This window comes from Agromyces rhizosphaerae (assembly GCF_027925245.1).
Classification (GTDB): domain Bacteria; phylum Actinomycetota; class Actinomycetes; order Actinomycetales; family Microbacteriaceae; genus Agromyces; species Agromyces rhizosphaerae.
In genome coordinates this window covers 3,104,961-3,129,424 of sequence record NZ_BSDP01000001.1, presented here as the reverse complement: position 1 = coordinate 3,129,424, position 24,464 = coordinate 3,104,961, and the positions used below count along the sequence as shown (strand labels likewise).

The window sequence follows — 24,464 nt, the reverse complement described above, 5'->3', positions numbered from 1 at the left end:
GTCAGTCGGCGATCCGCGCTTCGCGGCCGGCCGCGAAGCGGCTGAGCGCGCCGGTCGAGGCGAGCCCGCGCACCGCGAGCCACGACAGCAGGCCGGCGATGAGCGCGCCACCGACGACCGCGGAGACCGCGTAGATCACCGCGAACGCCGGTGCGGCGCCGACGTACCAGAGCACGAGGTCGTTGATCGCCATGGCGAGGCCCGCGCCCGCACCCGCCAGCATCGCGACGGGCAGGTTCCACCTGCGGTAGAGGAACAGCAGGAAGATCAGCTCGGCGCCGAGGCCCTGCACGAGGCCGGCCTCGATGGTGAGGAAGCCGCCCCACTGACTGCCGATGAGCGCGGAGACGACGGCGGCGACGAGCTCGGTGTAGATCGCGGCGCCCGGCTTGCGGATGATGAGCGCACCGAGCACGCCGGCGACGAGCCAGACCGCGGCGGGTGCGGCCTGCAGGCCCGGCAGCAGCGCCTCGATCGGCGCGCTGACGCCGTTCCAGGCGAGGCCCCAGGCCCAGAAGACGACGCCGACGGCGACGCCCACGACGCTGGCGACGACGATGTCGACGACGCGCCAGCGCAGCGATCGGGCCGGACGCGAGGTCGCGGTGGAGGGGGTGGTGGACGTGGTTGCGTGCACTGTTCGTGCCCTTTCTGTCAGTGAAAGCGGCACGGGAAATGAGATGAAATCGGCCTCCCTGCGCTGGCATGATCCAGATCAGGTTCGACGGTCGAAGGTTGGAGAACCTTCCTCTCAGCCCGGCTCACCGGACTCCCGTGTTCGACACGAGTATAGACCCGCGCGCAGGCGGGCCGGTGGATGCTACTTCTTCAGCACCTTGACGAGCTTGGCGAGCGCGTTGCCCGCGACCCACACGAACGGGATGCTGACCGCGAGGAGCGAGATGACGTTCGGCTCGAAGTGCGTCTCGCCGTCCTTGCCCACGTATGCGCCGATCGGAATGGAGAGGCCGCCGCCACCGCCGCCGCTGCCCTTGCCCCCGCTTCCGGACCCGGACGCCTCGCCCTCGGCGGTGCCGGCACCGAATCCGTAGTACGCGAGCGCGACCGGGATGAGCGTGGTGCCCTCGATCGTGACGGGGTCGCCGTAGACGGTCTTGATGCCGGCGTCGCCGGCAGCCTTCGAGAGTTCGAGCGCGAGATCAGCCATGGCGGCCACGCTACTCCGCAGCGGTCGCGTCGGGCTAGGGTCAGGGCCGATCGGATGCCCCTGAGACGGCCGTTCAGCCCAGGAACGGGTCGACCTGCCCGCGCTGCGGCTCGACGCGGTCGTGCTCGCCCCGCCGCACGAGCGCGGCCGGGCGCACCGCTCCCCTGCCGAAGCGCTCGGTCAGCCGGTCGACCGTGCGCTCCGCCTGCCGCCAGTCCTCGTCGGGGTCCCAGAGGCTCGCCGCGATCCCCGACGGGCGCAGCTGCTCGGCACGCACGCCGACCAGGCGCACGCGGTCGCCGTCGAGGTCGAGCGCGTCGAGCGCGAGGCAGACCTCGTCGTAGATGCGCTTCGCGACGTCCGTCGGCTCGCCCAGCGTGCGCGAACGCGTCACGGTGCGGAAGTCGGTGTAGCGCAGCTTCAGCACGACCGTGCGGCCGAGCAGTCCCGCACGGCGCAGGCGCACGGCCACGTCCTCGGCCTGGCGCAGCAGCACCCGCCGGATCTCCTCGGGGTCGGTGAGGTCGTGCCGGAAGGTCTGCTCGTGGCCGATGCTCTTCTCGACGTGCTGGGTCGACACGTCGCGCGGATCGACGCCGTTCGCGAGGGCGTGGAGCTTGCGCCCGACCGCGGGCCCGACGGCGCGCTCGAGCGCGTCGAGCGGTGTCGCGGCGACGTCGGCGACCGTGCGCAGGCCGAGACGCCCGAGCGACTCCTCGGTGACGCGCCCGACCCCCCAGAGCGCCGACACGGGCAGCGGGTGCAGGAACTCCAGCGTGCGGTCGGCCGGCACCACCAGCAGGCCGTCGGGCTTGGCCCGGCCGGACGCGACCTTCGCCACGAACTTCGTCGCGGCGACGCCGACCGAACAGGGCAGGCCGAGCTCCTGCCGCACGCGCGTGCGGATCGTCCACGCGATCTCGGCGGGCGAGCCGTGCAGGCGCCGGGCACCGCCCACGTCGAGGAACGCCTCGTCGATCGACAGCTTCTCGACGAAGGGCGTGATCTCCTCGAAGATCGTCATGACCTGCTTCGAGATCGCGACGTACCGCGGCATGTCGACCGGAACGATCTCGGCGTTCGGGCACTTGCGCAGCGCGAGCGCCATCGACATCGCCGAGTAGACGCCGTACTTCCGCGCCTCGTAGCTGGCGGCCGACACCACGCCGCGCTGGCCCCCGCCGCCCACGATGACCGGCTTGCCCCGGAGCTCGGGGCGGCGCAGCAGTTCGACCGACGCGAAGAACGCGTCCATGTCGACGTGCAGGATCGGCGTGCCGGAGTCGTCGACCGGCCCGGTCGTGACCTGCCGGCCGCTGCCGTCCTGCCTGCTCATGCTGCGAGCGTAACCCCGACCGCCGTCGCGGGCCGTGCGCCCGACGGGCGTCGGATCAGAAGCCGAAGTCCCCGAAGTCGCCGAGGCCGCCGCCGTCGAATCCACCGGCGTCGCCGCCCCAGTCGCCGCCCGCCTCGGTCGACGCATCCGCGGCCCCGGCGTCGGTGGCGCCGGCGTCGAAGGCGGAGGCGTCGGGCAGGAACGCGTTCGCGATGGCGGAGCCGATCACGAAGCCGGCGATCGTGCCGAGCATCGAGCTGCCGAACATCTGGCCGAACGATGGGCCGTTCTGCCCGCGATCGGAGAACGCGCGCTCCATCGAGCCGGGTTCGCGCAGCTCCGACCGGGTCGCCGAGCGGGCGAGGTCCTCGGGCTGGTCGCTGGTCGGCGCGTCACCGGCGGCCGCTTCCTCCGAGAGGCGGCGGTAGACGAGCCGGCGCTGCTCGGGCGTCAGCTTCGAGAACGCCTCGTTGTGCGCCTGCTCGACCGCCTCGGGCGGCGCGGTGCGGAGCAGGTACCGGTAGCGCTCGACCGCGAGCTCGTCCTCCGACAGCTGCCTGCCCGGCGCACGCGGCGGGGCGGGTGCGGCGTACTGCGGCTCGTCGCGGCCGAGCAGTCGGTCGAGGAATCCCATGGTCGTCTCGCTTCCGTGCGGGGTCGATGGAAGAGCCAGCCTAGGCAGGGCAGCCTCGAACCGGCTGGGAGTCGCCTCTCAGCCGGCCACGAATGGACTACTCGGCAGCGGCGCGCTCGAGGATGAGCTCGCGCACGCGCGCGGCATCCGCCTGGCCCCGCATGGCCTTCATGACCGCGCCGATGACCGCACCGGCCGCCTGCACCTTGCCGTCGCGGATCTTCGCGAGCACGTCGGGCTGCGCGGCGAGCGCCTCGTCGATGGCCGCGATGAGCGCACCGTCGTCGGAGACGACCGCGAGTCCGCGCGCGTCGACGACCTCCTGCGGCGAGCCCTCGCCCGCGATGACGCCCTCGAGCACCTGGCGGGCCAGGCGGTCGGTCAGCGTGCCGGCCTCGACCAGTGCGGCCAGCTCGGCCACCTGCGCGGGGGTCGCGAGGCTCGCGGCATCGGTGTCGGCCGCGTTGGCGAGGCGGGTCAGCTCGCCCGTCCACCACTTGCGGGCGGCGGCGGGCGTGGCTCCGGCAGCGATGGTCTCGGCCACCTCGTTCAGGAGGCCGCCGTTGGCGACGTCCTGGAACTCGAGGTCGGTGAAGCCCCACTCGGCCTTGAGGCGACGGCGACGGGCCGCGGGCGCCTCGGGCAGCGCGGCGCGCAGCTCCTCGACCAGCTCCGCCGACGGCACGACCGGCAGCAGGTCGGGCTCCGGGAAGTACCGGTAGTCGTCGGCGTCGGACTTGGGGCGGCCCGGGCTCGTGGTGCCGGTGTCCTCGTGCCAGTGGCGGGTCTCCTGCGTGATGGAGCCGCCCTTGGCGAGGATCGCCGCCTGGCGCTGGATCTCGTAGCGCACCGCGCGCTCGATCGAGCGGAACGAGTTGACGTTCTTCGTCTCGGTGCGGATGCCGAGCGCCTCCTGCCCGCGCGGGCGGAGCGAGACGTTCGCGTCGCAGCGGAGGTTGCCGCGCTCCATGCGCGCCTCCGAGATGCCGAGCGAAATGGCGATGTCGCGGATGGTCGACACGTAGGCCTTCGCCACTTCAGGGGCATCCGCCTCTGCGCCGAAGATGGGACGCGTGACGATCTCGACGAGCGGCACCCCGGCGCGGTTGTAGTCGACGAGCGAGTATTCGGCGCCCTGGATGCGGCCGGTGGCACCGCCGACGTGGGTGAGCTTGCCGGCGTCCTCCTCCATGTGGGCGCGCTCGATCGGCACGCGGAAGACGCGGCCGTCGGAGATCTCGACCTCGACCTCGCCGTCGTGCGCGATCGGCTCGTCGTACTGCGAGATCTGGTAGTCCTTCGCGAGGTCCGGGTAGAAGTAGTTCTTCCGGGCGAAGCGGCTCGACTCCGCGATGTCGCAGCCGAGCGCGAGGCCCAGGCTGATCGACTTGCGCACCGCGTCGCCGTTCACGACCGGCAGCGACCCGGGCAGACCGAGGCAGACCGGCGAGACGAGCGTGTTGGGCTCGGCGTCGTGGTACGCGGCGTTCGCCGGGTTCGGGGCCGGCGAGAACATCTTCGTGACGGTGTTCAGCTCGACGTGCACCTCGAGGCCGATGACCGGCTCGAACAGCTCGAGTGCCTTGTCGAAGTCCATCAGTTCTGCGCGGGCCATCAGACGGCACCCTCCTCGGCGGCGGTCATCTCATTGGGTGCGAGCGACGGTGCGCGGTCGAGCAGCGGCCCGCCCCACTCCGCCTCGAGCAGGCGCTCGAGCGCACCGCCCACGCCGTACAGGCGCGCGTCCTGGCGCGCGGGGGCGAGGAACTGGATGCCGACGGGCAGGCCGTCCTCGTCGGCGAGGCCGGACGGCAGCGAGATACCGGGCACGCCCGCGAGGTTCGCCGGGATGGTCGCGACGTCGTTCAGGTACATCGCCAGCGGGTCGTCGAGCTTCTCGCCGAGCTTGAACGCGGTGGTCGGCGCGGTGGGCGACGCGAGCACGTCGACCGACGCGAACGCCTGGTCGAAGTCGCGCTGCACGAGCGTGCGCACCTTCTGCGCGCTGCCGTAGTAGGCGTCGTAGTAGCCGGCCGAGAGCGCGTAGGTGCCGAGGATGATGCGGCGCTTCACCTCGGGGCCGAAGCCGGCCTCGCGGGTCGCTGCCATGACCTCCTCGACGGTGCCGCCGCCGGGCGGCGTGACGCGCAGGCCGAAGCGCACCGAGTCGAACTTCGCGAGGTTGCTCGAGGCCTCCGCGGGGAGGATCAGGTAGTACGCGGCGATCGCGTACTCGAAGTGCGGGGTGCTGACCTCGACGATCTCGGCGCCGTTGCGCTCGAGCAGCGCGAGCGCGTCGTGGAAGCGCGCCAGCACGCCGGGCTGGAAGCCCTTGCCGTCGAGCTCGCGGATGACGCCGATCTTGAGGCCCTGCACGTCGGCGTTGCGCACGGCGTCTGCCATGGACGGCCACGGGTCGGGGATCGACGTGGAGTCGTGCGGGTCGTGGCCGCCGATGACGTCGTGCAGCAGCGCCGCGTCGAGCACCGTGCGCGTGACCGGGCCGACCTGGTCGAGCGAGGAGGCCAGCGCGATCGAGCCGTATCGGCTGACGCCGCCGTAGGTGGGCTTCACGCCGACCGTGCCGGTGACGTGCGCGGGCTGGCGGATCGAGCCGCCGGTGTCGGAGCCGAGGGCGAGCGGGGCCTCGAAGGCCGCGACGGCCGCGGCCGAGCCGCCGCCCGAGCCGCCGGGGATGCGCTCGAGGTCCCACGGGTTGTAGGTGGGCCCGTACGCGGAGTGCTCGGTCGACGAGCCCATCGCGAACTCGTCCATGTTGGTCTTGCCGAGCGGCACCATGCCGGCCTCGCGCACCTTCGCGACCGGGGTCGCGTCGTACGGGGGCATCCAGCCCTCGAGGATGCGCGATCCGGCGGTCGAGGGCATGTCCTTGGTGACGAGCACGTCCTTGATCGCGATCGGCACGCCCGCGAGCGGCCCGAGGGGCTCGCCGGCGGCGCGCGCGCGATCGATGCGCTCGGCGTCGGCCAGCGCGGCATCCGTCGCGACGTGCAGGAAGGCGTGCACCGCGGTGTCGACGGCCTCGATGCGCTCGAGGTGGGCCCGGGTGGCCTCGACGGCGCTCACCTCGCCCGAGGCGAGGGCCTCGCCGAGGGCGGCGGCGCCGAGGCGGGTCAGGTCGCGGCTCACTGCTCCTCCCCCAGGATCGCCGAGACCTTGAAGCGCGAGCCGTCGTGCTCGGGCGCGCCCGCCACGGCCTCGGCCGGGGTCAGCGTCTCGCCCACGACGTCGTCGCGGAAGACGTTCTGCATCGGGATCGGGTGGCTGGTCGCGGCCACGTCGGGCGTGGCGACCTCGCTCACCTGCTCCACCGCGTGCATGATCTGGCCGAGCTCCTTCGTGAGGCTCGTCACCTCGTCGTCGGTGAGCGCGATGCGGGCGAGGTTCGCGAGGTGGGCGACCTGCTCCGCCGTGATGTCGGACATACTGCTCCGTCGTGTCGGGGAGGGGGATGCGTCAGCGATTCTATCGGGGCGGAGCGCCCGGATCAGTCCGCGGATGCCGCCTCCTGCGGCGGCAGTGCGTCGGGCCCCTCGGTGACGAGCACGGCGAACTGCGCGGCGTCGAGCACGCGCACGCCGAGCTCCTCGGCCTTGGCGAGCTTCGAGCCCGCCCCCGGGCCAGCGGCGACGAAGTCCGTCTTCTTCGAGACGCTCGACGCGGCCTTGCCGCCGGCGGCGATGATGGCCTCCTTCGCACCCTCGCGGCTGAACCCGTCGAGCGTGCCGGTCGCGACCACGGTGAGCCCCGCGAGCACCCCTCCGGCCTCGGCGGCGGCGCCTGGACCCGGATGCCCCGGGGTGGCGAACTGCACGCCGGCGCGTGCCCAGCGACCAACGATCTCGCGGTGCCAGTCGACGTCGAACCAGTCGAGCAGCGAGTCGGCGATGGTGGGCCCGACGCCGTCGACCTCGGCGAGCTGCTCCTGCGTGGCCTCGCGGATCGCGTCGAGCGAGCCGAAGTGGTCGGCCAGCGCGCGCGCCGCCACCGGCCCCACGTGGCGGATGTTCAGCGACACGAGCAGCCGCCAGAGCGGCTTCGTGCGCGCCCGGTCGAGTTCGTCGACGAGTCGGGTCGCCGCCTCGGAGGGCAGCAGCTCGCGGTGGTTCTTGCGGATGCCCGCAGCCCGGCGCTCCGCGGGGGTCATGCCCTCCGTGCCCGGCGGGTAGCTCGCCGCACTCCACTTCTGGAACGGCGCGCGCCGCACGGGCTCGCCGGTGGCCTCGTCGAGCTTCGGCTCGCCCGTCTCGGCGTCGCGCACGATCACCTCGATCGGCACCAGTTCCTCGACGGTCAGGTCGAACAGCCCGGCCTCGGTGACGAGCGGCGGCACCTCGGGCACCTCGGGCTGGGTCAGCGCGGCCGCGGTGACCTCGCCGAGCGCCTCGATGTCGAGCGCCCCGCGCGACCCGATGTGCTCGACCCGCCCGCGCACCTGCGCCGGGCAGGCGCGCGCGTTCGGGCAGCGGAGGTCGATGTCGCCCTCCTTCATGGCACGCAGCGTCGTGCCGCACTCGGGGCACGCCTCGGGCATCCGCCACTCGACCTCGGTGCCGTCGCGCAACTGCTCGACCGCGCCGAGGATCTCGGGGATGACGTCTCCGGCCTTCCGCAGCACGACCGTGTCGCCGAGCAGCACGCCCTTCGCCTTCACGACGTCCTGGTTGTGCAGCGTCGCCTGGCGCACCGTGGAACCGGCGACCTTCACGGGGGCCATCACCGCGTACGGCGTGGCGCGTCCGGTGCGGCCGACGCCGACGACGATGTCGAGCAGTTTCGTGTGCACCTCCTCGGGCGGGTACTTGTAGGCGATGGCCCACCGTGGTGCCCGGCTCGTCGCGCCGAGCTCGGCGTGCAGCGCCAGGTCGTCGACCTTCACGACGATGCCGTCGATCTCGTGCTCGACATCGTGCCGGTGCTCGCCCCAGTGGTCGATGAAGCCGGCGACGCCGTCGATCGTGTCGAACACGCGGGCGTACGGCGACACGGGCAGCCCCCACGACGCCAGCAGGTCGTAGATCTCCGACTGGGCGGCGAGCGGCGGCTCGTTCCACGCGCCGATGCCGTGCAGGTACAGCGCCAGGCGCCCGAGCCGGTCGCGCATGAGCCCGCGCTCGAAGGCGTTCTTGTTCTCGCGACGCTGGCGGAGACTGCCCGCCGCGGTGTTGCGCGCGTTGGCGAACTCCGGGAACCGGGTGGTGATCTTGTCGGCGGGGCGGCCCTTCGCCAGCTCGGCGGCCTCGTACTCGGCCTGGAGCTCGCGCTGCCGTGCGTTCAGCGCCTCGAAGTCGGCGGTGCTGAGGAACACCTCGCCCCGCACCTCGAAGAACCCGGGGAAGCCGCTCCCCGTGAGCCGCCTCGGGATCGCCGGGATGTACTCGACGTTCTCGGTGATGTCCTCGCCGACCCGGCCATCACCACGCGTGGTGGCGGTCTCGAGCACGCCGTCGCGGTAGGCGAGGCTGATGGCCAGCCCGTCGATCTTCAGCTCGGTGAGCCAGCGCACCGGCGCGCCGGCGGCGGCCTCAGTCTTCGCGGCCCACTCGCGGAACTCCTCGACCGAGAACACGTTGTCGAGGCTGAGCATGCGCTCGGCGTGCTCGTGCTCCGGGAACCCGGCAGCGACGACGGCGGCGCCGACCTGCTGCGTCGGGCTGTCCTGTCCGGCGAGCTCGGGGAACGCGCGCTCCAGCGCCTCCAGCCGGTGGAACTCGTCGTCGTACTCGGCGTCGGAGAGCGGGGAGTCGCCGTCGGCGTAGTACGCGAGCCGCGCGGCCTCGATGCGCTCCGACAGCCGGTCGGCCTCCGCCCGCGCCGCCACGAAGTCCATCGCCTCGATCTCCGCGGGCGACTCGATCTCTGCGGGCGCGCCTTCCGCGGCGCTCGTCTCACTCACGGGGCAATCCTATGAGCGACCACCCACGCCGGGCGGAGCGCTCAGGCGGGCACCGGCACCGCGCTCACGGTGCGGTCGATGGTGCACTGGCCCAGCACGCGCGTGCCGACGTAGACCACCGCGGTCTGGCCGGGCGCGACGCCGTCGAGCGGGGCGTCGGGCGTGATCACGAGCTCGGTGACGGATGCCCCTGAGCTGACGGATGCCGCTGAGCCGGACGGCTCGCCGGAGGCATCCGACTCGCGCTCCACCACCCGGGCGATCGCGGGCACCGGGTCTGCGTGTGCACGGATCTGGACGTCGCACGCGAACGTCTCGGTCGGGTCGGCGGGCGGCTCCCCCGCCCACGTGTACCGTGAGCCGGCGATCTCGGCGATCGCGAGCGCCTCGCGCGGGCCGACGACGACCGTGCGCTCCTTGGGGCGCACGTCGAGCACGAACCTCGGCTTGCCGTCGGGCGCGGGCGTGCCGAGGCGGAGGCCCCGGCGCTGGCCCACGGTGAACGCGTGGGCGCCCTCGTGGCTGCCCACGACAGCGCCGGTGCGGTCGACGATGTCGCCCGGTGCGGTGCCGACCCGCTCGGCGAGCCACGCGCTCGTGTCGCCGTCCGGGATGAAGCAGATGTCGTACGAGTCGGGCTTCTGCGCCACCGCGAGGCCGCGGCGGGCTGCCTCGGCGCGCACGAGGTCCTTCGAGGGGGTGTCGCCGAGCGGGAACATCGCGTGCGCGAGCTGCTCGGCAGTCAGCACGCCGAGCACGTAGGACTGGTCCTTCGCCTCCGCGCTCGCGCGGTGGAGCTCGCGGCGCCCCGAGGCATCCGTCGTGATGGTCGCGTAATGCCCCGTGCAGACGGCGTCGAAGCCGAGCGCGAGCGCCTTCTCGAGCAGCGCGGCGAACTTGATGCGCTCGTTGCAGCGCATGCACGGGTTCGGCGTGCGGCCGGCGGCGTACTCGGCGATGAAGTCGTCGACGACGTCGTCCTTGAAGCGCTCGGAGAAGTCCCAGACGTAGAACGGGATGCCGAGGAGGTCGGCGGCGCGGCGCGCGTCCATCGAGTCCTCGATGGTGCAGCAGCCGCGGCTGCCGGTGCGCAGGGTCCCGGGCATGCGGCTGAGCGCGAGGTGCACGCCGACCACCTCGTGGCCGGCCTCCACCGCGCGCGCCGCAGCGACGGCGCTGTCGACGCCGCCCGACATCGCCGCGAGAACCTTCATGCGCCCCAGTGTACGAGCGGGCCCTGAACAGCCGCCCGACGGCGCGTCGGGCGCGCGCGCTCAGGGCCGCGGCCGGCCCGCCTCGAGCGACTCGACCCGGCGCTGCAGCGCCTCGACGTCGGCGGCGAGCTTCCGCTGGCCGTCCTCGAGGTCGCGGCCGGCGGCACGGTTCTTCGAGACGATGCCGATGCTCGCATAGGTGAAGACCGCGATGATCGCGACGATCGCGATCCAGGCGAACCACGGGATGTCCATGTTGGTGCTCCCTTCGTCGGGGAGGCCGTTCCGCGCACGGACTCGGCTCTCGGACTCTCCGGCGAACGTACTGCGGCCGGCGAGCCGCCCGCAACCGGCCGCACGCGGCGGATGCACGCGGATGCGGAGGTCCGTCGCGACACGCCGGAGGCGGGGGTACCGAGGCGGCGTGTCGCGCACGATCTCCGCATCGGCGTACAGGCGGAGCAGGGTTGCCGCAGCTCAGCGGTCGAACGAGGTGGCGCGCGCGGCGAGGCCCGCGCGCGCGGCGGCCTCGTGCGCGGCCGGAAGAGCCGCGAGGAACGCGTCGACGTCGGCGTCGGTCGTGGTGCGGCCGAGCGTGATGCGCAGCGCGCCGCGCGAGTCGGCCTCGCTGCGGCCCATCGCCCGCAGCACGTGCGACGGCTCGGCGACGCCGGCCTGGCAGGCGGACCCGGTCGACACCGCGATGCCCGCCATGTCGAGCAGGAACAGCAGCGAGTCGCCTTCGCAGCCGGGGAACGAGAAGTGCGCGTTGCCCGGCAGGCGATCGATCGGGTCGCCGCTCGGCACGGCGTCGGGCACCGCCTGGCGCACCCCGGCGACGAGCCGGTCGCGCAGCGCCGACAGCCGCGACGCCTCGATCTCCAGCGAGTCGGCGGCGACGGATGCCGCCGCGGCGAACGCCGCTGCGGCGGCCACGTCCTGCGTGCCCGAGCGGATGCGGCGCTGCTGGCCCCCGCCGTGCAGCAGCGGCTCCACGCGCGCCGACCGCGCGAGCACGAGCGCGCCCGCCCCCACCGGCCCGCCGATCTTGTGCGCCGACACGCTCAGCGCCACCAGCCCCGCCGCACCGGACCCGCTCGCGGCCCGCGCCGCGCGGAACCTCACCGGCACGTGCCCGTACGCCGCGATCGCATCGACGTGCAGCGGTACCCCCGCGTCGGCGGCGAGCGCCGCGACCTCGGCGACGGGTTGCAGCGTGCCGACCTCGTTGTTGGCCCAGAGCATGGTCGCGAGCGCGATCGATTCGGGCGAGCGCGCGAGCGCGCGGGCGAACGCGTCGACGTCGACCCGGCCGAGCGCATCGAGCGGGATCTCCTCGACTTCGGCACCCTCGTGGACCTCGAGCCACTCGACCGTGTCGATCGTGGCGTGGTGCTCCCCCGCGGGCATGAGCACGCGCGGGCGCGCGGGGCCGGGGCCGGCCGGCTCACCCGCATCCGCCTGCCTGGCCCACCACAGTCCCTTGACGGCGAGGTTCACGGCCTCGGTGCCGCCGCCGGTGAGCACGACCTCGATCGGGTCGCAGTCGAGCGTGGCGGCGATCGTCTCGCGCGCGCCCTCGAGCACGCGCTTGGCTTCCTGGCCGGCGGAGTGGATCGACGAGGGGTTGCCCACGCGCCCGAGGGCGTCGGTGAGCGCGGCGATCGCCTCGGGCAGCATCGGCGTGGTCGCGGCGTGGTCGAGGTAGACGGTCACGACGCTCACCTCCCCGGGCGACCGGGTGCGCAGGGGCATCCGGCCTCGCGAACTACTGTAGATCGCATGACGTCGGGCGATGCGCTGCGCGACCTCGGCGTTCGCGCGACCGCCGAGGGCGGACGCCTGCGCGTGTGGTCGCACTCCGCCACGTCGATGCGCTGCGAGGTGTTCGAGGCGTCGGATGCCACGTGGTCGATCGCCACCATCGAGATGACCCGCGACGCGCACGCCGTCTGGACGGCCGACTCCCCCGAGCTGCGCCCGGGCCGCCTCTACGCGCTGCGCGCCGACGGGCCGAAGGGGCCGAACCACGCCTTCGACCCGCTCCGGCGCCTGCTCGACCCCTACGCCCGCGGGCTCGTGCGCGTGCCCGGCGACGGGTGGCGCTCGGCGGTCGTCGACGGCGGCTTCGACTGGGGCGCATCGACGAAGCCGCGCGTGCCGATGGACCACACGGTGCTCTACGAGCTGCACGTGCGCGGCTTCAGCCGTCGGAACCCCGACGTGCCGCCCGAGCTCCGCGGCACCTACGCGGGCCTCGCGCACGAGTCGTCGATCGCCTACCTGCAGCACCTCGGCGCGACCACCGTCGAGCTGCTGCCCGTGCACGCGTTCGTGCCCGAGCAGCGGCTGCTCACCCAGGGCCTCACGAACTACTGGGGCTACAACACGCTGGGCTTCTTCGCGCCGCACGCGGCCTACGCGAGCCCCGCGGCGCAGGCGGCCGGCCCGGACGCCGTGCTGCGCGAGTTCAAGGGCATGGTGAAGCTGCTGCACGAGGCCGGGCTCGAGGTCGTGCTCGACGTGGTCTACAACCACACCGCCGAGGAGGGGCCGAACGGCCCGGTGCACCACCTGCGCGGCATCGACAACGCCGGCTACTACCGGCAGGATGCGCACGGCGCCTACGTCGACAGCACCGGATGCGGCAACACCGTCTACTACGGCGGTCGCGCGCCGGTGCGCCTGGCGCTCGACTCCATGCGGTACTGGGCCGAGGCGGTGGGCGTCGACGGGTTCCGCCTCGACCTCGCGACCTCGCTGGGGCGCGGCGACCACGGCGGCTACTCCGCCGACCATCCGCTGCTCCGCGGCATGCTCGACGACCCGGTGATCGGCGCGTCCAAGCTCATCGCCGAGCCGTGGGACGTCGGCTGGGGCGGCTGGCAGACCGGCAACTTCCCCGACGGGTTCAGCGAGTGGAACGACGGCTACCGCGACCGCGTCCGCGACTTCTGGCTCGGCGACCTGCGTCGCCAACGGCGGCGCGAGCAGGTCACGGGCATCGGCCCGCTCGCGGACAGCATCGCCGGTTCGGCGCACACCTTCGCGGCCGAGCGCGGCCCGCTCGCGAGCCTCAACTTCGTCACCGCGCACGACGGCTTCACCCTCGCCGACCTCACGGCCTACGACGTCAAGCACAACCTCGGCAACGGCGAGGACAACCGCGACGGTTCCAACGACAACCGGTCGTACAACCACGGCGTCGAGGGCCCGACCGACGACGAGGCGGTGCTCGCCGACCGCCGCCGCAGCATGCGCAACCTGCTCGGCACGCTGCTGCTGTCGGCCGGCGTGCCGATGCTCACGGCCGGAGACGAGTGGGGCCGCTCGCAGCGCGGCAACAACAACGCCTACTGCCAGGACGGCGAGCTGACCTGGCTCGACTGGGAGCGCGAGCCGTGGGAGGACGACCTGCTGCGCGTCGCGCGCCACCTCATCCGGTTGCGGCGCGAGAACCCCGCGCTGCGCCCGGTGCGCTACGGCCGCATCGGCGAGACCACGCCCGGCGCGACCCAGATGGACTGGTACAACGTGCGCGGCGAGCCGATGTCGGCCCACGACTGGGAGGACCCGAAGCGGCGCACGCTGCAGTACCTCGCCGCATCGACCCCCGAGACCGAGCCGTTCAACCGGGTGCTGCTCGTGCTGCACGGCCGCGACCGCGGCACCCGGGTCACCCTTCCGGCGCACGAGGGCGTCGAGGGCTACACCCGGCTCTGGGACTCCAGCCGCGATACCCCGTCGCGTCAGGTCAGCGAGCGGCGGCCGGGCGATCCCGTGCGGGTGCGGCCGGCGTCGATCCAGGTCTTCCGGGCGCACTGAGCGGCGGCGAGACGATGGCGAAGCGAGCGGATGCCTCGAGCCGAGGCGGCACCCCGGCGACCGTGGCGCTCGACGCGGCCGGCGTCGCGTACGAGGCGCGCCCGTACGCGCACGACCCGCGCACCCAGGCCTACGGCCTCGAGGCGGCCGAGGTGCTCGGCGTCGAGCCCGAGCGCGTGTTCAAGACCCTGCTGGCCGACGTCGACGGCGAGCTCGTCGTCGGCATCGTGCCGGTGTCGGGCCAGCTCGACCTGAAGGCGCTCGCCGCGGCGGTCGGCGGCAAGCGGGCGCGCATGGCCGACCCGGCGGTCGCGGAGCGGCGCACGGGCTACGTGGTCGGCGGCATCAGCCCGATCGGACAGCGCACGCCCGCCCCGACGGTGCTCGACGAGACCGCGATCCTCTTCGAGACGATCCTCGTCTCGGGCGGCCGCCGCGGCCTCGACCTCGAGCTCGCCCCCGACGACCTGCTCGCCGTCACCGGCGGGCGCTACGCGGCGATCGGACGTGCCTGAGCACAGCGAGACGGACCGGATCGTAATGTGTGGCAGAATCATCCGGTCATGCACCCGAAGCCGTCCCCCACCGCGCAGCACCAGCACTGGTTCCGCGACGACATCACCGGCCTCCGCGCGCTCGCGATCGTGCCCGTCGTCGCCTTCCACGCGGGCGTTCCCGGCTTCGACGGCGGGTTCACGGGCGTCGACGTCTTCTTCGTGATCTCGGGCTACCTCATCACGACCCTGCTCCTGCGCGAGATCGACCGGCACGGCCGCATCCGCCTCGCGCACTTCTGGGCGCGCCGCATCCGGCGGCTCACGCCCGCGTCGGTCACGATGGTCATCGTCACGCTCGTGGTGGGCGCGATGGTGCTGTCGCCGCTCGACCTGAGCACGCTGGCGGGCCAGTCGGCCGCGGCCGCGACGTACACCGCGAACATCGTCTTCGCCCTCGATCCCTCCGGCTACTTCGCCGAGGACCTCGGCGTCCCCAACCCGTTCCTGCACACCTGGTCGCTGGCGGTCGAGGAGCAGTTCTACCTCGTCTGGCCCGGGCTCATCGGCCTCGCCGTCCTGCTCGCTCGCGGCCGTTCCGTGCGCGTGCGCCTCCTCGTCGTGTTCGCGACCGTCGCGGCGCTGTCGCTCGTCGCGTCGATCGTCTTCACCCCGACCCACCCGAATGCCGCGTTCTACCTGCTCCCGACCCGCGCGTGGGAGTTCGCGGTCGCGGGAATGCTGGCGCTCGTGCCCGCCGGCCGCCTGGGGCCGGCCTGGCTGCGCGCGACCATGGTGGCGGTGGGGCTCGTGACCCTGGCCGCCGTGACCGTGGGCTTCAGCGAGGCGCTCGCGTTCCCCGGCTGGGTCGCGATCGTCCCGGTGGCCGCCACGATGCTGATCATCGCGGGCGGTCGCGGGCCCGCGACGTGGCCGTCGCGCCTGCTCGCCCTGCCGCCGCTGCGCGTGATCGGCGAGCTCTCGTACTCCTGGTACCTCTGGCACTGGCCGTTCCTCGTGCTGATGACGGAGGTGTGGGGACAGGCGGCATCCGTCCGCGGCGCGTCGGCCGTGCTCTCACTCGGCGTGGCGTACCTCAGCTACAAGTACATCGAGCACCCGATGCGCTTCCATCCCCGCCTCAGCGCATCGGCGGTCCGCACGTTCGCGGCGGGCCTCACCGCGACGGCCTGCGTCATCGTCGCATCCGGCATCGTGTTCAGCTCGGGCGAGCGCGCCCAGGCCGAGAACATCGAGATCGTCGAGGCGCGCGAGGCCGATCCGGAAGCGGGCTGCGCACAGTCGGACACCTGCATCCTCGGCGATCCGCAGGGCGATCGCACGGTCGTCATGTACGGCGACTCGCATGCGGGCCACTGGAAGGAGGCGCTCGACGAGGCCGCGCGCCTCGAGCAGGTGCGCCTGGTCGTGCGGTGGCGCTCGTCGTGCCCCGCCGTCACCGTGTACATCGTCAACACGTCCGGCAGGCACGACGCGCGATGCGGTGCCTTCCGCGACCACTCCGTTGCGTCCATCGACGAGTACGACGCCGACGCGGTCCTCCTCTCCCATGCCGAGGGGTACCTCGGCCGGATCCGGGCGGACGACGGGTCGGAGCTGTCGACGGCCGACCAGCTCGCAGCCTGGGAGCGCGGATACGAAGAGGTGCTTGCCGTCCACAGCGGCCGGACGATCGGGGTCATCCGCGACAATCCCCGCTTCGACCACGATCCCAACGATTGCCTCGCCGAGCAGTCGGCCGAGGCGTGCGCCGTCCCCCGCTCCACCGCCCTCGAGCCGATCGCCGAACTCCGCGCGCTGGGCACCGAGGTGCTCGCGGCGCACCCAATCGCCGTCGAGTTCTCCTCCGTCGACCTCATGTGCGACGCGTCGACCTGCCAGGTGAGCGACGGCGGGCTCCCGATCTTCCGCGACTACAACCACCTCGCGCGCGACTGGACCCTCACCCAGGTGCCCGAGCTGCGCGGACTGCTGCGAGACCTCGTCGGGCCCGCCGACGCACCCGCCGCGCTCTAGGCGAGCGCGACCAGGCCGAGCTCGGCCGGGCTCGCGAGCAGCTGGTGCCGGGGCACGACGCGCACGGTGTAGCCGAAGTTCCCTGCGCGCTCGAGCGCGACCGAGCCGGTGTACACCCGTGCGCCGCCGGCCTCCGCGGAGGGATCCGGCACGAGCTCGCGGGTGCGCAGGTCGGAGAGGTCGTCGCCGTCGCGGACGCGCCCGTAGACGACCTGCACGGCGACGTCGTCGTCGGAGAGCCCGTCGATGTCGACGTGCACCCGCAGGCGCAGCTCCTCGCCGACGTGCGGCACCGACGCGAGACCGCCCGACTCGACGTGGCGCACGCGCACCGACGGCCACGCCGCCTGCACGCGCGCCTTCCACGCCGCCAGCTCGCGCGCGGCACGGTGGTCGTCGGCGTTCGCCGTCGCGGCGAGCTCGGCCGCCGGCCGGTAGAGGCGCTGCACGTACTCGCGCACCATGCGGTCGGCCGAGAGCTCGGGCGAGAGCGTGGCCAGCGTGTGCCGCATCATGTCGACCCACGCGGTCGGCACCCCGTCGGCGTCGCGATCGTAGAAGCGCGGCGCGATGCGGTGCTCGATGAGGTCGTAGAGGGCGGATGCCTCGAGCCGGTCGCGCTCCGTCGCATCACCCGCGGCGTCGGCCGACGGGATCGCCCAGCCGTTGTCGTCGTCGGCGTACTCGGCCCACCAGCCGTCGAGGATCGAGCAGTTGAGCGCGCCGTTCAGCGCGGCCTTCATGCCGGACGTGCCACAGGCCTCGAGCGGGCGCAGCGGGTTGTTCAACCACACGTCGCAGCCCGGGTAGAGCGTGCGGGCCATGCGGATGTCGTAGTCGGGCAGGAACACGATGCGCTGGCGCACCGCCGGGTCGGAGGCGAACCGCACGAGCTGCTGGATGAGCTGCTTGCCCTCGTCGTCGGCGGGATGCGACTTGCCGGCCACGACGATCTGCACCGGACGCTCGGGGTGGGTGAGGATCCCCGCGAGCCGCTCCGGGTCCTGCAGCATCAGGGTGAGGCGCTTGTACGTCGGCACGCGCCGGGCGAACCCGATGGTGAGCACGTGCGGGTCGAGCACGCCCGAGGTCCACGGCGGCGACACGGCGCCGGGGTGGCTGGCCGACCACGCCTCGGACACGCGGCGGCGCGCGTCGGCCACGAGCTGCTCGCGCATCGCGCCCTTGACCTCCCAGAGCTCGGCGTCGGAGACAACGTCGGACGCCCAGTCGACCGCGGTCGTGTCGGTCGAGGCGAACCGGGCCTCGGCGAGGTCCTTCAGCAGCGGGTCGGTCCAGGTGGGCGCGTGCACGCCGTTCGTGACCGAGTCGATCGGCACCTCGCTCGGGTCGAACCCCGCCCAGAGCTCGGAGAACATGCGCCGGCTGACCTCGCCGTGCAGCTTCGAGACGCCGTTCGCGCGCTGACCGAGACGCAGGCCCATGATCGCCATGTTGAACGCGTGCGAGCCGGGGTCGGCCTCCGTGCCGAGCGCCATCACGTCCGCGGGGCGCACGCCGGGCAGGAGCTCGGGCGTGAGGTAGCGCTCGACCAGCCCGCGGTCGAACCGGTCGATGCCCGCGGGCACGGGCGTGTGGGTCGTGAACACGGTGCCGGCGCGCACGGCCTGCAGCGCCTCCTGGAACGACAGCCCCTCGCCGATGAGGTCGGAGATGCGCTCGAGGCCGAGGAAGCCGGCGTGGCCCTCGTTGGTGTGGAACACGTCCGCGGCCTCGTGGCCTCCGAGCTCCTCCCACCGCCGCAGTGCGCGCACCCCGCCGATGCCGAGCAGCAGCTCCTGCAGCAGGCGGTGCTCGCCGCCGCCGCCGTAGAGCCGGTCGGTCACGCCGCGCAGGTCGTCGTCGTTCGCGGGGATGTCGGTGTCGAGCAGCAGCAGCGTGACCCGGCCGACCGCGGCCTGCCAGACGCGGGCGTGCAGCGCGCGACCGCCCGGCATGGCGAGGCTCACCTGTTCGGGCGTGCCGTCGTGGCCGCGCAGCACCGTGAGCGGCAGGCCGTCGGGGTCGAGCACGGGGTAGCGCTCCTGCTGCCATCCGTCGGGCGAGATCGACTGCGAGAAGTAGCCGGCGCGGTAGAACAGCCCCACCGCGGTGAGCGGGACGCCGAGGTCGCTCGCGCTCTTGAGGTGGTCTCCGGCGAGGATGCCGAGGCCGCCGGAGTACTGCGGCAGCGCCGCCGCGATGCCGAACTCGGGCGAGAAGTACGCGATCCGGCCGGGCGAGTGCCCGTCGAGCCGCTGGTACCAGCGCGGCTCCCCGAGGTACGCGTGCAGGTCAGCCCGAAGCGACTCCGCCCACTCGACGAAGCGATCGTCGCCCGCGAGCTCCTCCAGGCGGGCGGGCTCCACCTCGCCGAGCAGCGCGACCGGGTCGTGCCCCGTCGACGCCCACGCGTGCGGCGAGACATGCTCGAACAGCCGGCGGGTCGGGAGGTGCCACGACCAGCGCAGGTTCGCGGCGAGTTCCTCGAGCGCGGACAGGCGCTCCGGGACGACGGGACGGACGGTGAATCGACGGATCGCTCGCACGGCATCAGCGTACGGGCGGAACATGTCGGACTCGTGAACGCAATCCCCCGCCATCGCGTCGCCGACGCGATACGGTCGGAACGTGACCTCCCCCACGACGACGGTCGGCCGGATCCCGGTGGGCCGGCTCACCCCCGCATCCCTCGAGCCCGAGCTGCGACCCAAGGCGTTCGAGGGCGAGGTGGTGCCGTTCCGGGCCACGGTGTTCCGCGAGGGACACGACGCGGTCGGGGCGATGCTGCACCTCGTCGCGCCGTCCGGCGCGACGACCGAGCACCGGATGCACCTGATGGGTCAGGGCCTCGACCGGTGGGAGGCCGACGCACTGCTCGACGAGGTCGGCGAGTGGCGCTGGCGCGTGACCGGCTTCGGCGACGAGTTCGAGACCTGGGTGCACGACGCGGGCATCAAGGTGCCCGCGGGCATCGACGTCGAGCTCATGCTCGAGATCGGCGCGCGCCTGCTCTACCGGGCGTCGCTGCAGATGATCCGCCCCAAGGCGGCGAGGCGCCGGCTCGCGGCATCCGCCCGCCTGCTCCGCAACCGCGCGAAGCCGGTCGACGTGCGCGCCGCGGTCATCGACGACGCGGCCCTGCACGCGGAGTTCCACGTGCGGCCGTACGCGAGCCTCACGACGACCTCGCCCGAGCACGTGATCCGCGTCGAGCGCCGGGCCGCGGGCGTGGGCTCGTGGTACGAGTTCTTCCCCCGCTCCGAGGGCGCGCACCGGTACAAGAACGGGCGCTGGCGGAGCGGGAACTTCCGCACCGCCCAGAAGCGCCTGGCGGAGGTCGCCGCGATGGGCTTCGACGTGGTCTACCTGCCGCCGATCCACCCGATCGGGCGGGCGTTCCGCAAGGGCCCGAACAATACGCTCGACGCGGGCCCCGACGACCCCGGTTCGCCGTGGGCCATCGGCGCGCCCGAGGGCGGGCACGACGCCATCCACCCCGATCTCGGCCGGCTCCGCGACTTCCGGGCCTTCGTGCGGCGGGCGAACGAGCTGGGCCTCGAGATCGCGATGGACTTCGCGCTCCAGGCCTCCCCCGACCACCCGTGGGTCACCGCGCATCCGGAGTGGTTCACGACCCTTCCCGACGGCACGATCGCGTACGCGGAGAACCCGCCGAAGAAGTACCAGGACATCTACCCGATCAACTTCGACAACGATCCTGAGGGCATCCGTCAGGAGGCGCTGCGGGTGCTGCGGCACTGGATCGCGCAGGGCGTGCGCATCTTCCGCGTCGACAACCCGCACACCAAGCCGCTCGCGTTCTGGGAGTGGATCATCGGCGAGGTGAACGCCGAGCACCCCGACGTGGTGTTCCTCGCCGAGGCGTTCACGCGCCCCGCGATGATGCGCTCGCTCGCCGCGGTCGGCTTCCAGCAGTCGTACTCGTACTTCACCTGGCGCAACACCAAGGAGGAGCTCGAGGAGTTCCTCACCAGCGTCTCGCAGGAGACCGCCGACTACATGCGGCCCAACCTGTTCGTGAACACCCCCGACATCCTCACCGAGTACCTGCAGTTCGGCGGGCCGGCGGCATTCACCGTGCGCGCATCGATCGCCGCAACCGCGGCGCCCCTCTGGGGCGTGTACTCGGGCTTCGAGCTCTTCGAGTCGGTCGCCCGGCCGGGAGCCGAGGAGGCCATCGACAACGAGAAGTACGAGTACAAGCCGCGCGACTTCGCCCGGGCCGAGGACGAGGGGCGCTCGCTCGGCCTGTACCTCGGCATCCTCAACCGCATCCGCGCCGGCCACCCCGCGCTGGGGCAGCTGCGGAACATCCGCTTCCACGCCACCGAGGACCCGGCGATCCTCGCCTACAGCAAGCACGTCGACGGCTCGTTCACGCGCGACGGCGAGCCCGACACGATCATCGTCGTCGCCAACGTCGACCCGCACTCCGTGCGCGAGACGACCGTGCACCTCGACGTCACCGCGCTCGGCCTGCCCGAGGGCTCGCGCTTCACGGTGGACGAGCTCGTCAGCGGCGAGACCTGGGAGTGGGGAGCGTCGAACTACGTGCGCCTGGACGCCTTCACGATGCCGGTGCACATCCTGCACGTGAGAGGGGCGATCGATGCCTGACACCCACGCACACCCGCGCATGCCCGCGCGCCCGGCCGACCACATCCTCGCGGCGGTCGGCGAGGGCCGCTACCACGATCCGCACGCCATCCTCGGCCAGCACCCGATCGAGCTGCCGGGCGAGCCCGCGCGCACCGTGATCCGCGCACGGCGGCCGCTCGCGCGCGACGTCGACGCCGTGCTCGTCGACGGCCGGCTGACGCTCGAGCACCTCGGCTGGGGCATCTGGCAGGGGGTCGGCGACTTCTCGCCGCAGGACTACCGCATCGAGGCCAGGTACGAGGACGGCACCGAGTGGACCGCCGACGACCCGTACCGGTTCGCGCCGTCGATCGGCGAGCTCGACCTGCACCTCATCGGCGAGGGCCGCCACGAGGAGCTCTGGCGCGTGCTCGGCGCGCACTACCGCGACCACTGGGGAATCGGCTCCCCCGTGACCGGCACCTCGTTCTCGGTGTGGGCGCCGCACGCGCGCGCCGTGCGCGTCGTCGGCAGCTTCAACGAGTGGGACGGCACCGCGCACGCCATGCGGAACATGGGCGGCAATGGCGTGTGGGAGCTGTTCGTCCCCGACGTGGCCCCCGGGGCGCAGTACAAGTTCGAGATCCACACCCGGGCGGGCGACTGGGTCACGCACGCGGACCCGATGGCGCGGGCCGCCGAGGCGCCGCCGTCGACGGCGTCGGCCGTGACCTCGACGTCGTACGAGTGGGGCGACCACGAGTGGATGGACGCGCGCCGCGCCCGCGACCCGCACGACGGGCCCATGAGCGTGTACGAGGTGCACCTCGGCTCGTGGCGCAGGGGCCTCGGGTACCGCGACGCCGCGGACGAGCTGATCGGCTACGTCACCGAGCTCGGCTACACCCACGTGGAGTTCCTGCCGCTGGCGGAGCATCCGTTCGGCGGCTCGTGGGGCTACCAGGTCACGGGCTACTTCGCGCCCACTGCGCGCTTCGGCTTCCCCGACGACCTGCGCTACCTGATCGACCGGCTCCACCGGGCCGGCATCGGCGTGATCATGGACTGGGTGCCGGGCCACTTCCCGAAGGACGGCTGGGCGCTCGCGCGCTTCGACGGCGAGCCGCTCTACGAGCACCCCGATCCCCGTCGCGGCGAGCACAAGGACTGGGGCACGCTGATCTTCGACTACGGCAACCCCCGGGTGAAGAACTTCCTCGTGGCCAACGCCCTGTACTGGCTCGAGGAGTTCCACGTCGACGGGCTGCGCGTCGACGCCGTGGCATCCATGCTCTACCTCGACTACTCGCGCGAGGAGGGCGAGTGGGCGCCGAACATCCACGGCGGGCGCGAGAACCTCGAGGCGATCTCGTTCCTCCAGGAGGTCACCGCGACCTCGTACAAGCGCAACCCCGGCACGGTGATCATCGCCGAGGAGTCGACCAACTGGCCCGGCGTCACCCGCCCCACCTCGGGCGGCGGGCTCGGGTTCGGGTTCAAGTGGAACATGGGCTGGATGCACGACTCGCTCGGCTACATCCGCGAGGACCCGATGCACCGGTCGTACCACCACGACGAGATCACGTTCTCGTTCATGTACGCGTTCAGCGAGAACTTCATGCTGCCGATCAGCCACGACGAGGTCGTGCACGGCAAGGGGTCCCTGCTGAACAAGATGCCCGGCGACCACTGGCAGCAGCTCGCGAACCTGCGCGCCTACCTGGCCTACATGTGGGCGCACCCCGGCAAGCAGCTGCTGTTCATGGGCCAGGAGTTCGGCCAGCTCTCCGAGTGGAGCGAGGAGCGGAGCCTCGACTGGTGGATGCTCGACCAGCCCAGCCACCGCGCGCTCTTCGAGCTCGTCGGCAGGCTGAACCGGGTCTACCGCGAGTCGCCGGAGCTCTGGGAGCTCGACAACGACTCCACCGGGTTCGAGTGGATCGACGGCGGCTCCGCCGAGACCAACGTCGTCGCGTTCATGCGGTACGACCGCGAGCGCCGGCCGCTGCTGTGCGTGGCGAACTTCGCCGGGGTGCCGCATTCGACCCTGCGGTTCGGCCTGCCGTTCGCCGGGCGCTGGGTCGAGGTGCTCAACACGGATGCCTCCGAGTTCGGCGGCTCGGGCGTGGGGAACCTCGGCGGCGCCGACGCGCAGGACGAGCCGTTCCAGGGACGCCCGGCATCGATCGACCTCACGCTGCCGCCGCTGGGCGTGCTCTGGCTGCGGCCGGCGTGATCGCGCCGGCCGCCCGGCCGACCGCGGCCGGACCGGCCCCGGCTCAGTAGAGCAGCGAGGCGAGGCGTCGGCGGGCGGCGCCCACGCGCGGGTCGTCGATGCCGACCACCTCGAAGAGCTCGAGCAGGCGCTCGCGCACCCGGTCGCGGTCCGCGGGGGCGAGCTTCGGGAAGAGCGTGAGCAGCCGGTCGAACGCGTCGTCGACGTGTCCGCCCGAGCAGTCGAGGTCCGCGACCGCGAGCTGCGCGTCGACGTCGTCGGGGCCGGATGCCGCGGCCTGGCGGATCTCTTCGATGCCGCGGTCCTTCAGGCGCGCGAGCAGGCCGACCTGTGCGAGGCCCGCCTTCGCCTCCGCATCGGACGGCTGCTTGGCGAGCGCCGTGCGGTAGGCGGCCGCCGCCGCGTCGTAGTCGCCGCGCTCGATGGCGTCGTACGCCTGCTGGACGTGCTCGGGCAGCGGCTCCTCCGCCGGCTCCTCGGCCTCATCGGGCACGTCGCCGACGTCGATGCGCCCGTTCACGCCGTTCTGCGCGGCGAGCTGGAGCAGCTGCTCGAACACCTCGCGCACGACCTGCTCCGGCTGCGCACCCGTGAACAGGGGCACCGGCTGGCCGCCGACGACGGCCGCGACGGTCGGGATCGACTGCGCCTGGAACGCCTGCGCGAGCTGCGGGTTGTGGTCGACATCGACCTTCGCCAGCACGACGCGGCCCGCGTACTCGGCGACGAGCTTCTCGAGCACCGGCGTGAGCTGCGTGCACGGCGCGCACCACTCGGCCCAGAGGTCCACGACCACCGGCACGCGCCGGGAGAGCTCGACGACCTGGCCGAACGACTGGTCGGTGGCGTCGACCACGAGCGAGGCCGCCGGGGCGGCGGCCGCGCCACCGTCGGCGGCGCCTGCCGCGCCACCGGCTGCCGGAGGCTGCGGAGCGGATCGTCGCGACGCGAGGGACGAGAGGTCCACGGCGCCGCGCATCGACGACGGGTCCGGCATGGGC

At 72.8% G+C, this 24,464-nt stretch carries 18 protein-coding genes and 1 riboswitch; of the genes, 5 read left to right on the top strand and 13 right to left on the bottom strand.

Annotated elements, in window-relative coordinates:
* Position 1: 1 nt before the first annotated feature.
* The 11 genes from QMG39_RS14750 to QMG39_RS14700 form a co-directional block, all read right to left on the bottom strand.
* Positions 2-637: an ECF transporter S component gene (locus QMG39_RS14750; protein ID WP_281886303.1), complete on the bottom strand. Its 636-nt coding sequence runs from the start codon at positions 635-637 to the stop codon at positions 2-4.
* 38 nt (positions 638-675) lie between these two features.
* Positions 676-786: riboswitch (TPP riboswitch) on the bottom strand.
* A gap of 34 nt (positions 787-820) precedes the next feature.
* Positions 821-1,168 (bottom strand): GerW family sporulation protein, encoded by a 348-nt coding sequence (locus tag QMG39_RS14745; RefSeq protein ID WP_281886301.1) that lies wholly within the window; start codon positions 1,166-1,168, stop codon positions 821-823.
* Positions 1,169-1,241: 73 nt separating this feature from the next.
* Positions 1,242-2,504 (bottom strand): DNA polymerase IV, encoded by a 1,263-nt coding sequence (locus tag QMG39_RS14740; RefSeq protein ID WP_281886299.1) that lies wholly within the window; start codon positions 2,502-2,504, stop codon positions 1,242-1,244.
* A 55-nt stretch (positions 2,505-2,559) separates the two neighbouring features.
* On the bottom strand, positions 2,560-3,138 hold the full coding sequence (locus QMG39_RS14735) for a hypothetical protein (protein ID WP_281886297.1): 579 nt from the start codon (positions 3,136-3,138) through the stop codon (positions 2,560-2,562).
* Positions 3,139-3,235: 97 nt separating this feature from the next.
* Positions 3,236-4,753: an Asp-tRNA(Asn)/Glu-tRNA(Gln) amidotransferase subunit GatB gene (gatB, locus tag QMG39_RS14730; protein WP_281886295.1), complete on the bottom strand. Its 1,518-nt coding sequence runs from the start codon at positions 4,751-4,753 to the stop codon at positions 3,236-3,238.
* Positions 4,753-6,288, bottom strand: a complete 1,536-nt coding sequence (gatA, locus tag QMG39_RS14725; RefSeq protein ID WP_281886293.1) for an Asp-tRNA(Asn)/Glu-tRNA(Gln) amidotransferase subunit GatA — start codon at positions 6,286-6,288, stop codon at positions 4,753-4,755. The genes gatB and gatA overlap by 1 nt, the downstream gene beginning before the upstream one ends.
* Positions 6,285-6,584: an Asp-tRNA(Asn)/Glu-tRNA(Gln) amidotransferase subunit GatC gene (gene gatC / locus QMG39_RS14720; RefSeq protein WP_281886291.1), complete on the bottom strand. Its 300-nt coding sequence runs from the start codon at positions 6,582-6,584 to the stop codon at positions 6,285-6,287. Before gatC ends, gatA begins: the two co-directional genes overlap by 4 nt.
* 62 nt (positions 6,585-6,646) lie before the next feature.
* Positions 6,647-8,989: an NAD-dependent DNA ligase LigA gene (ligA, locus tag QMG39_RS14715; protein ID WP_281887307.1), complete on the bottom strand. Its 2,343-nt coding sequence runs from the start codon at positions 8,987-8,989 to the stop codon at positions 6,647-6,649.
* A gap of 107 nt (positions 8,990-9,096) precedes the next feature.
* A complete protein-coding gene (gene mnmA, locus QMG39_RS14710; RefSeq protein WP_281886289.1) occupies positions 9,097-10,269 on the bottom strand; it encodes a tRNA 2-thiouridine(34) synthase MnmA in 1,173 nt (390 codons plus the stop codon).
* Between the two features lie 60 nt (positions 10,270-10,329).
* The gene (locus QMG39_RS14705; RefSeq protein ID WP_281886287.1) at positions 10,330-10,524 is read right to left on the bottom strand and encodes a hypothetical protein; all 195 of its coding nucleotides are present in this window, start codon (positions 10,522-10,524) and stop codon (positions 10,330-10,332) included.
* A 222-nt stretch (positions 10,525-10,746) separates the two neighbouring features.
* Positions 10,747-11,985 carry a cysteine desulfurase family protein gene (locus QMG39_RS14700; RefSeq protein WP_281886285.1) on the bottom strand — a complete coding sequence of 413 codons (1,239 nt, stop codon included), beginning with the start codon at positions 11,983-11,985 and terminating at the stop codon, positions 10,747-10,749.
* A gap of 66 nt (positions 11,986-12,051) precedes the next feature.
* On the opposite strand from QMG39_RS14700, the gene glgX reads away from it, so the two are divergent.
* Genes glgX through QMG39_RS14685 form a run of 3 tightly spaced genes read left to right on the top strand, consistent with a single transcriptional unit; the run spans position 12,052 to position 16,625 of the window.
* Positions 12,052-14,094, top strand: a complete 2,043-nt coding sequence (gene glgX, locus QMG39_RS14695) for a glycogen debranching protein GlgX (RefSeq protein WP_281886283.1) — start codon at positions 12,052-12,054, stop codon at positions 14,092-14,094.
* Positions 14,095-14,108: 14 nt separating this feature from the next.
* Complete coding sequence (gene ybaK / locus QMG39_RS14690) at positions 14,109-14,609, top strand: Cys-tRNA(Pro) deacylase (protein WP_281886282.1); 501 nt, start codon at positions 14,109-14,111, stop codon at positions 14,607-14,609.
* Between the two features lie 48 nt (positions 14,610-14,657).
* Positions 14,658-16,625 (top strand): acyltransferase family protein, encoded by a 1,968-nt coding sequence (locus tag QMG39_RS14685; RefSeq protein WP_281886280.1) that lies wholly within the window; start codon positions 14,658-14,660, stop codon positions 16,623-16,625.
* On the opposite strand, the gene glgP is transcribed toward QMG39_RS14685, so the two are convergent.
* The gene (gene glgP, locus QMG39_RS14680) at positions 16,622-19,174 is read right to left on the bottom strand and encodes an alpha-glucan family phosphorylase (RefSeq protein ID WP_281886278.1); all 2,553 of its coding nucleotides are present in this window, start codon (positions 19,172-19,174) and stop codon (positions 16,622-16,624) included. The two genes, QMG39_RS14685 and glgP, sit on opposite strands and share 4 nt — an antisense overlap.
* A gap of 118 nt (positions 19,175-19,292) precedes the next feature.
* Between glgP and QMG39_RS14675 the strand changes: the two genes are divergently transcribed.
* Together QMG39_RS14675 and glgB are read left to right on the top strand one after the other, a co-directional pair.
* Positions 19,293-21,266, top strand: coding sequence for an alpha-1,4-glucan--maltose-1-phosphate maltosyltransferase (locus tag QMG39_RS14675; RefSeq protein ID WP_281887306.1), 1,974 nt, complete (start codon positions 19,293-19,295; stop codon positions 21,264-21,266).
* Positions 21,259-23,463, top strand: a complete 2,205-nt coding sequence (glgB, locus tag QMG39_RS14670) for a 1,4-alpha-glucan branching protein GlgB (RefSeq protein ID WP_281886276.1) — start codon at positions 21,259-21,261, stop codon at positions 23,461-23,463. Before QMG39_RS14675 ends, glgB begins: the two co-directional genes overlap by 8 nt.
* 43 nt (positions 23,464-23,506) lie before the next feature.
* Here the strand turns inward: glgB and QMG39_RS14665 are convergent, their stop codons facing one another.
* Positions 23,507-24,460: a tetratricopeptide repeat protein gene (locus tag QMG39_RS14665; RefSeq protein WP_281886274.1), complete on the bottom strand. Its 954-nt coding sequence runs from the start codon at positions 24,458-24,460 to the stop codon at positions 23,507-23,509.
* Between the last annotated feature and the right edge of the window lie 4 nt (positions 24,461-24,464).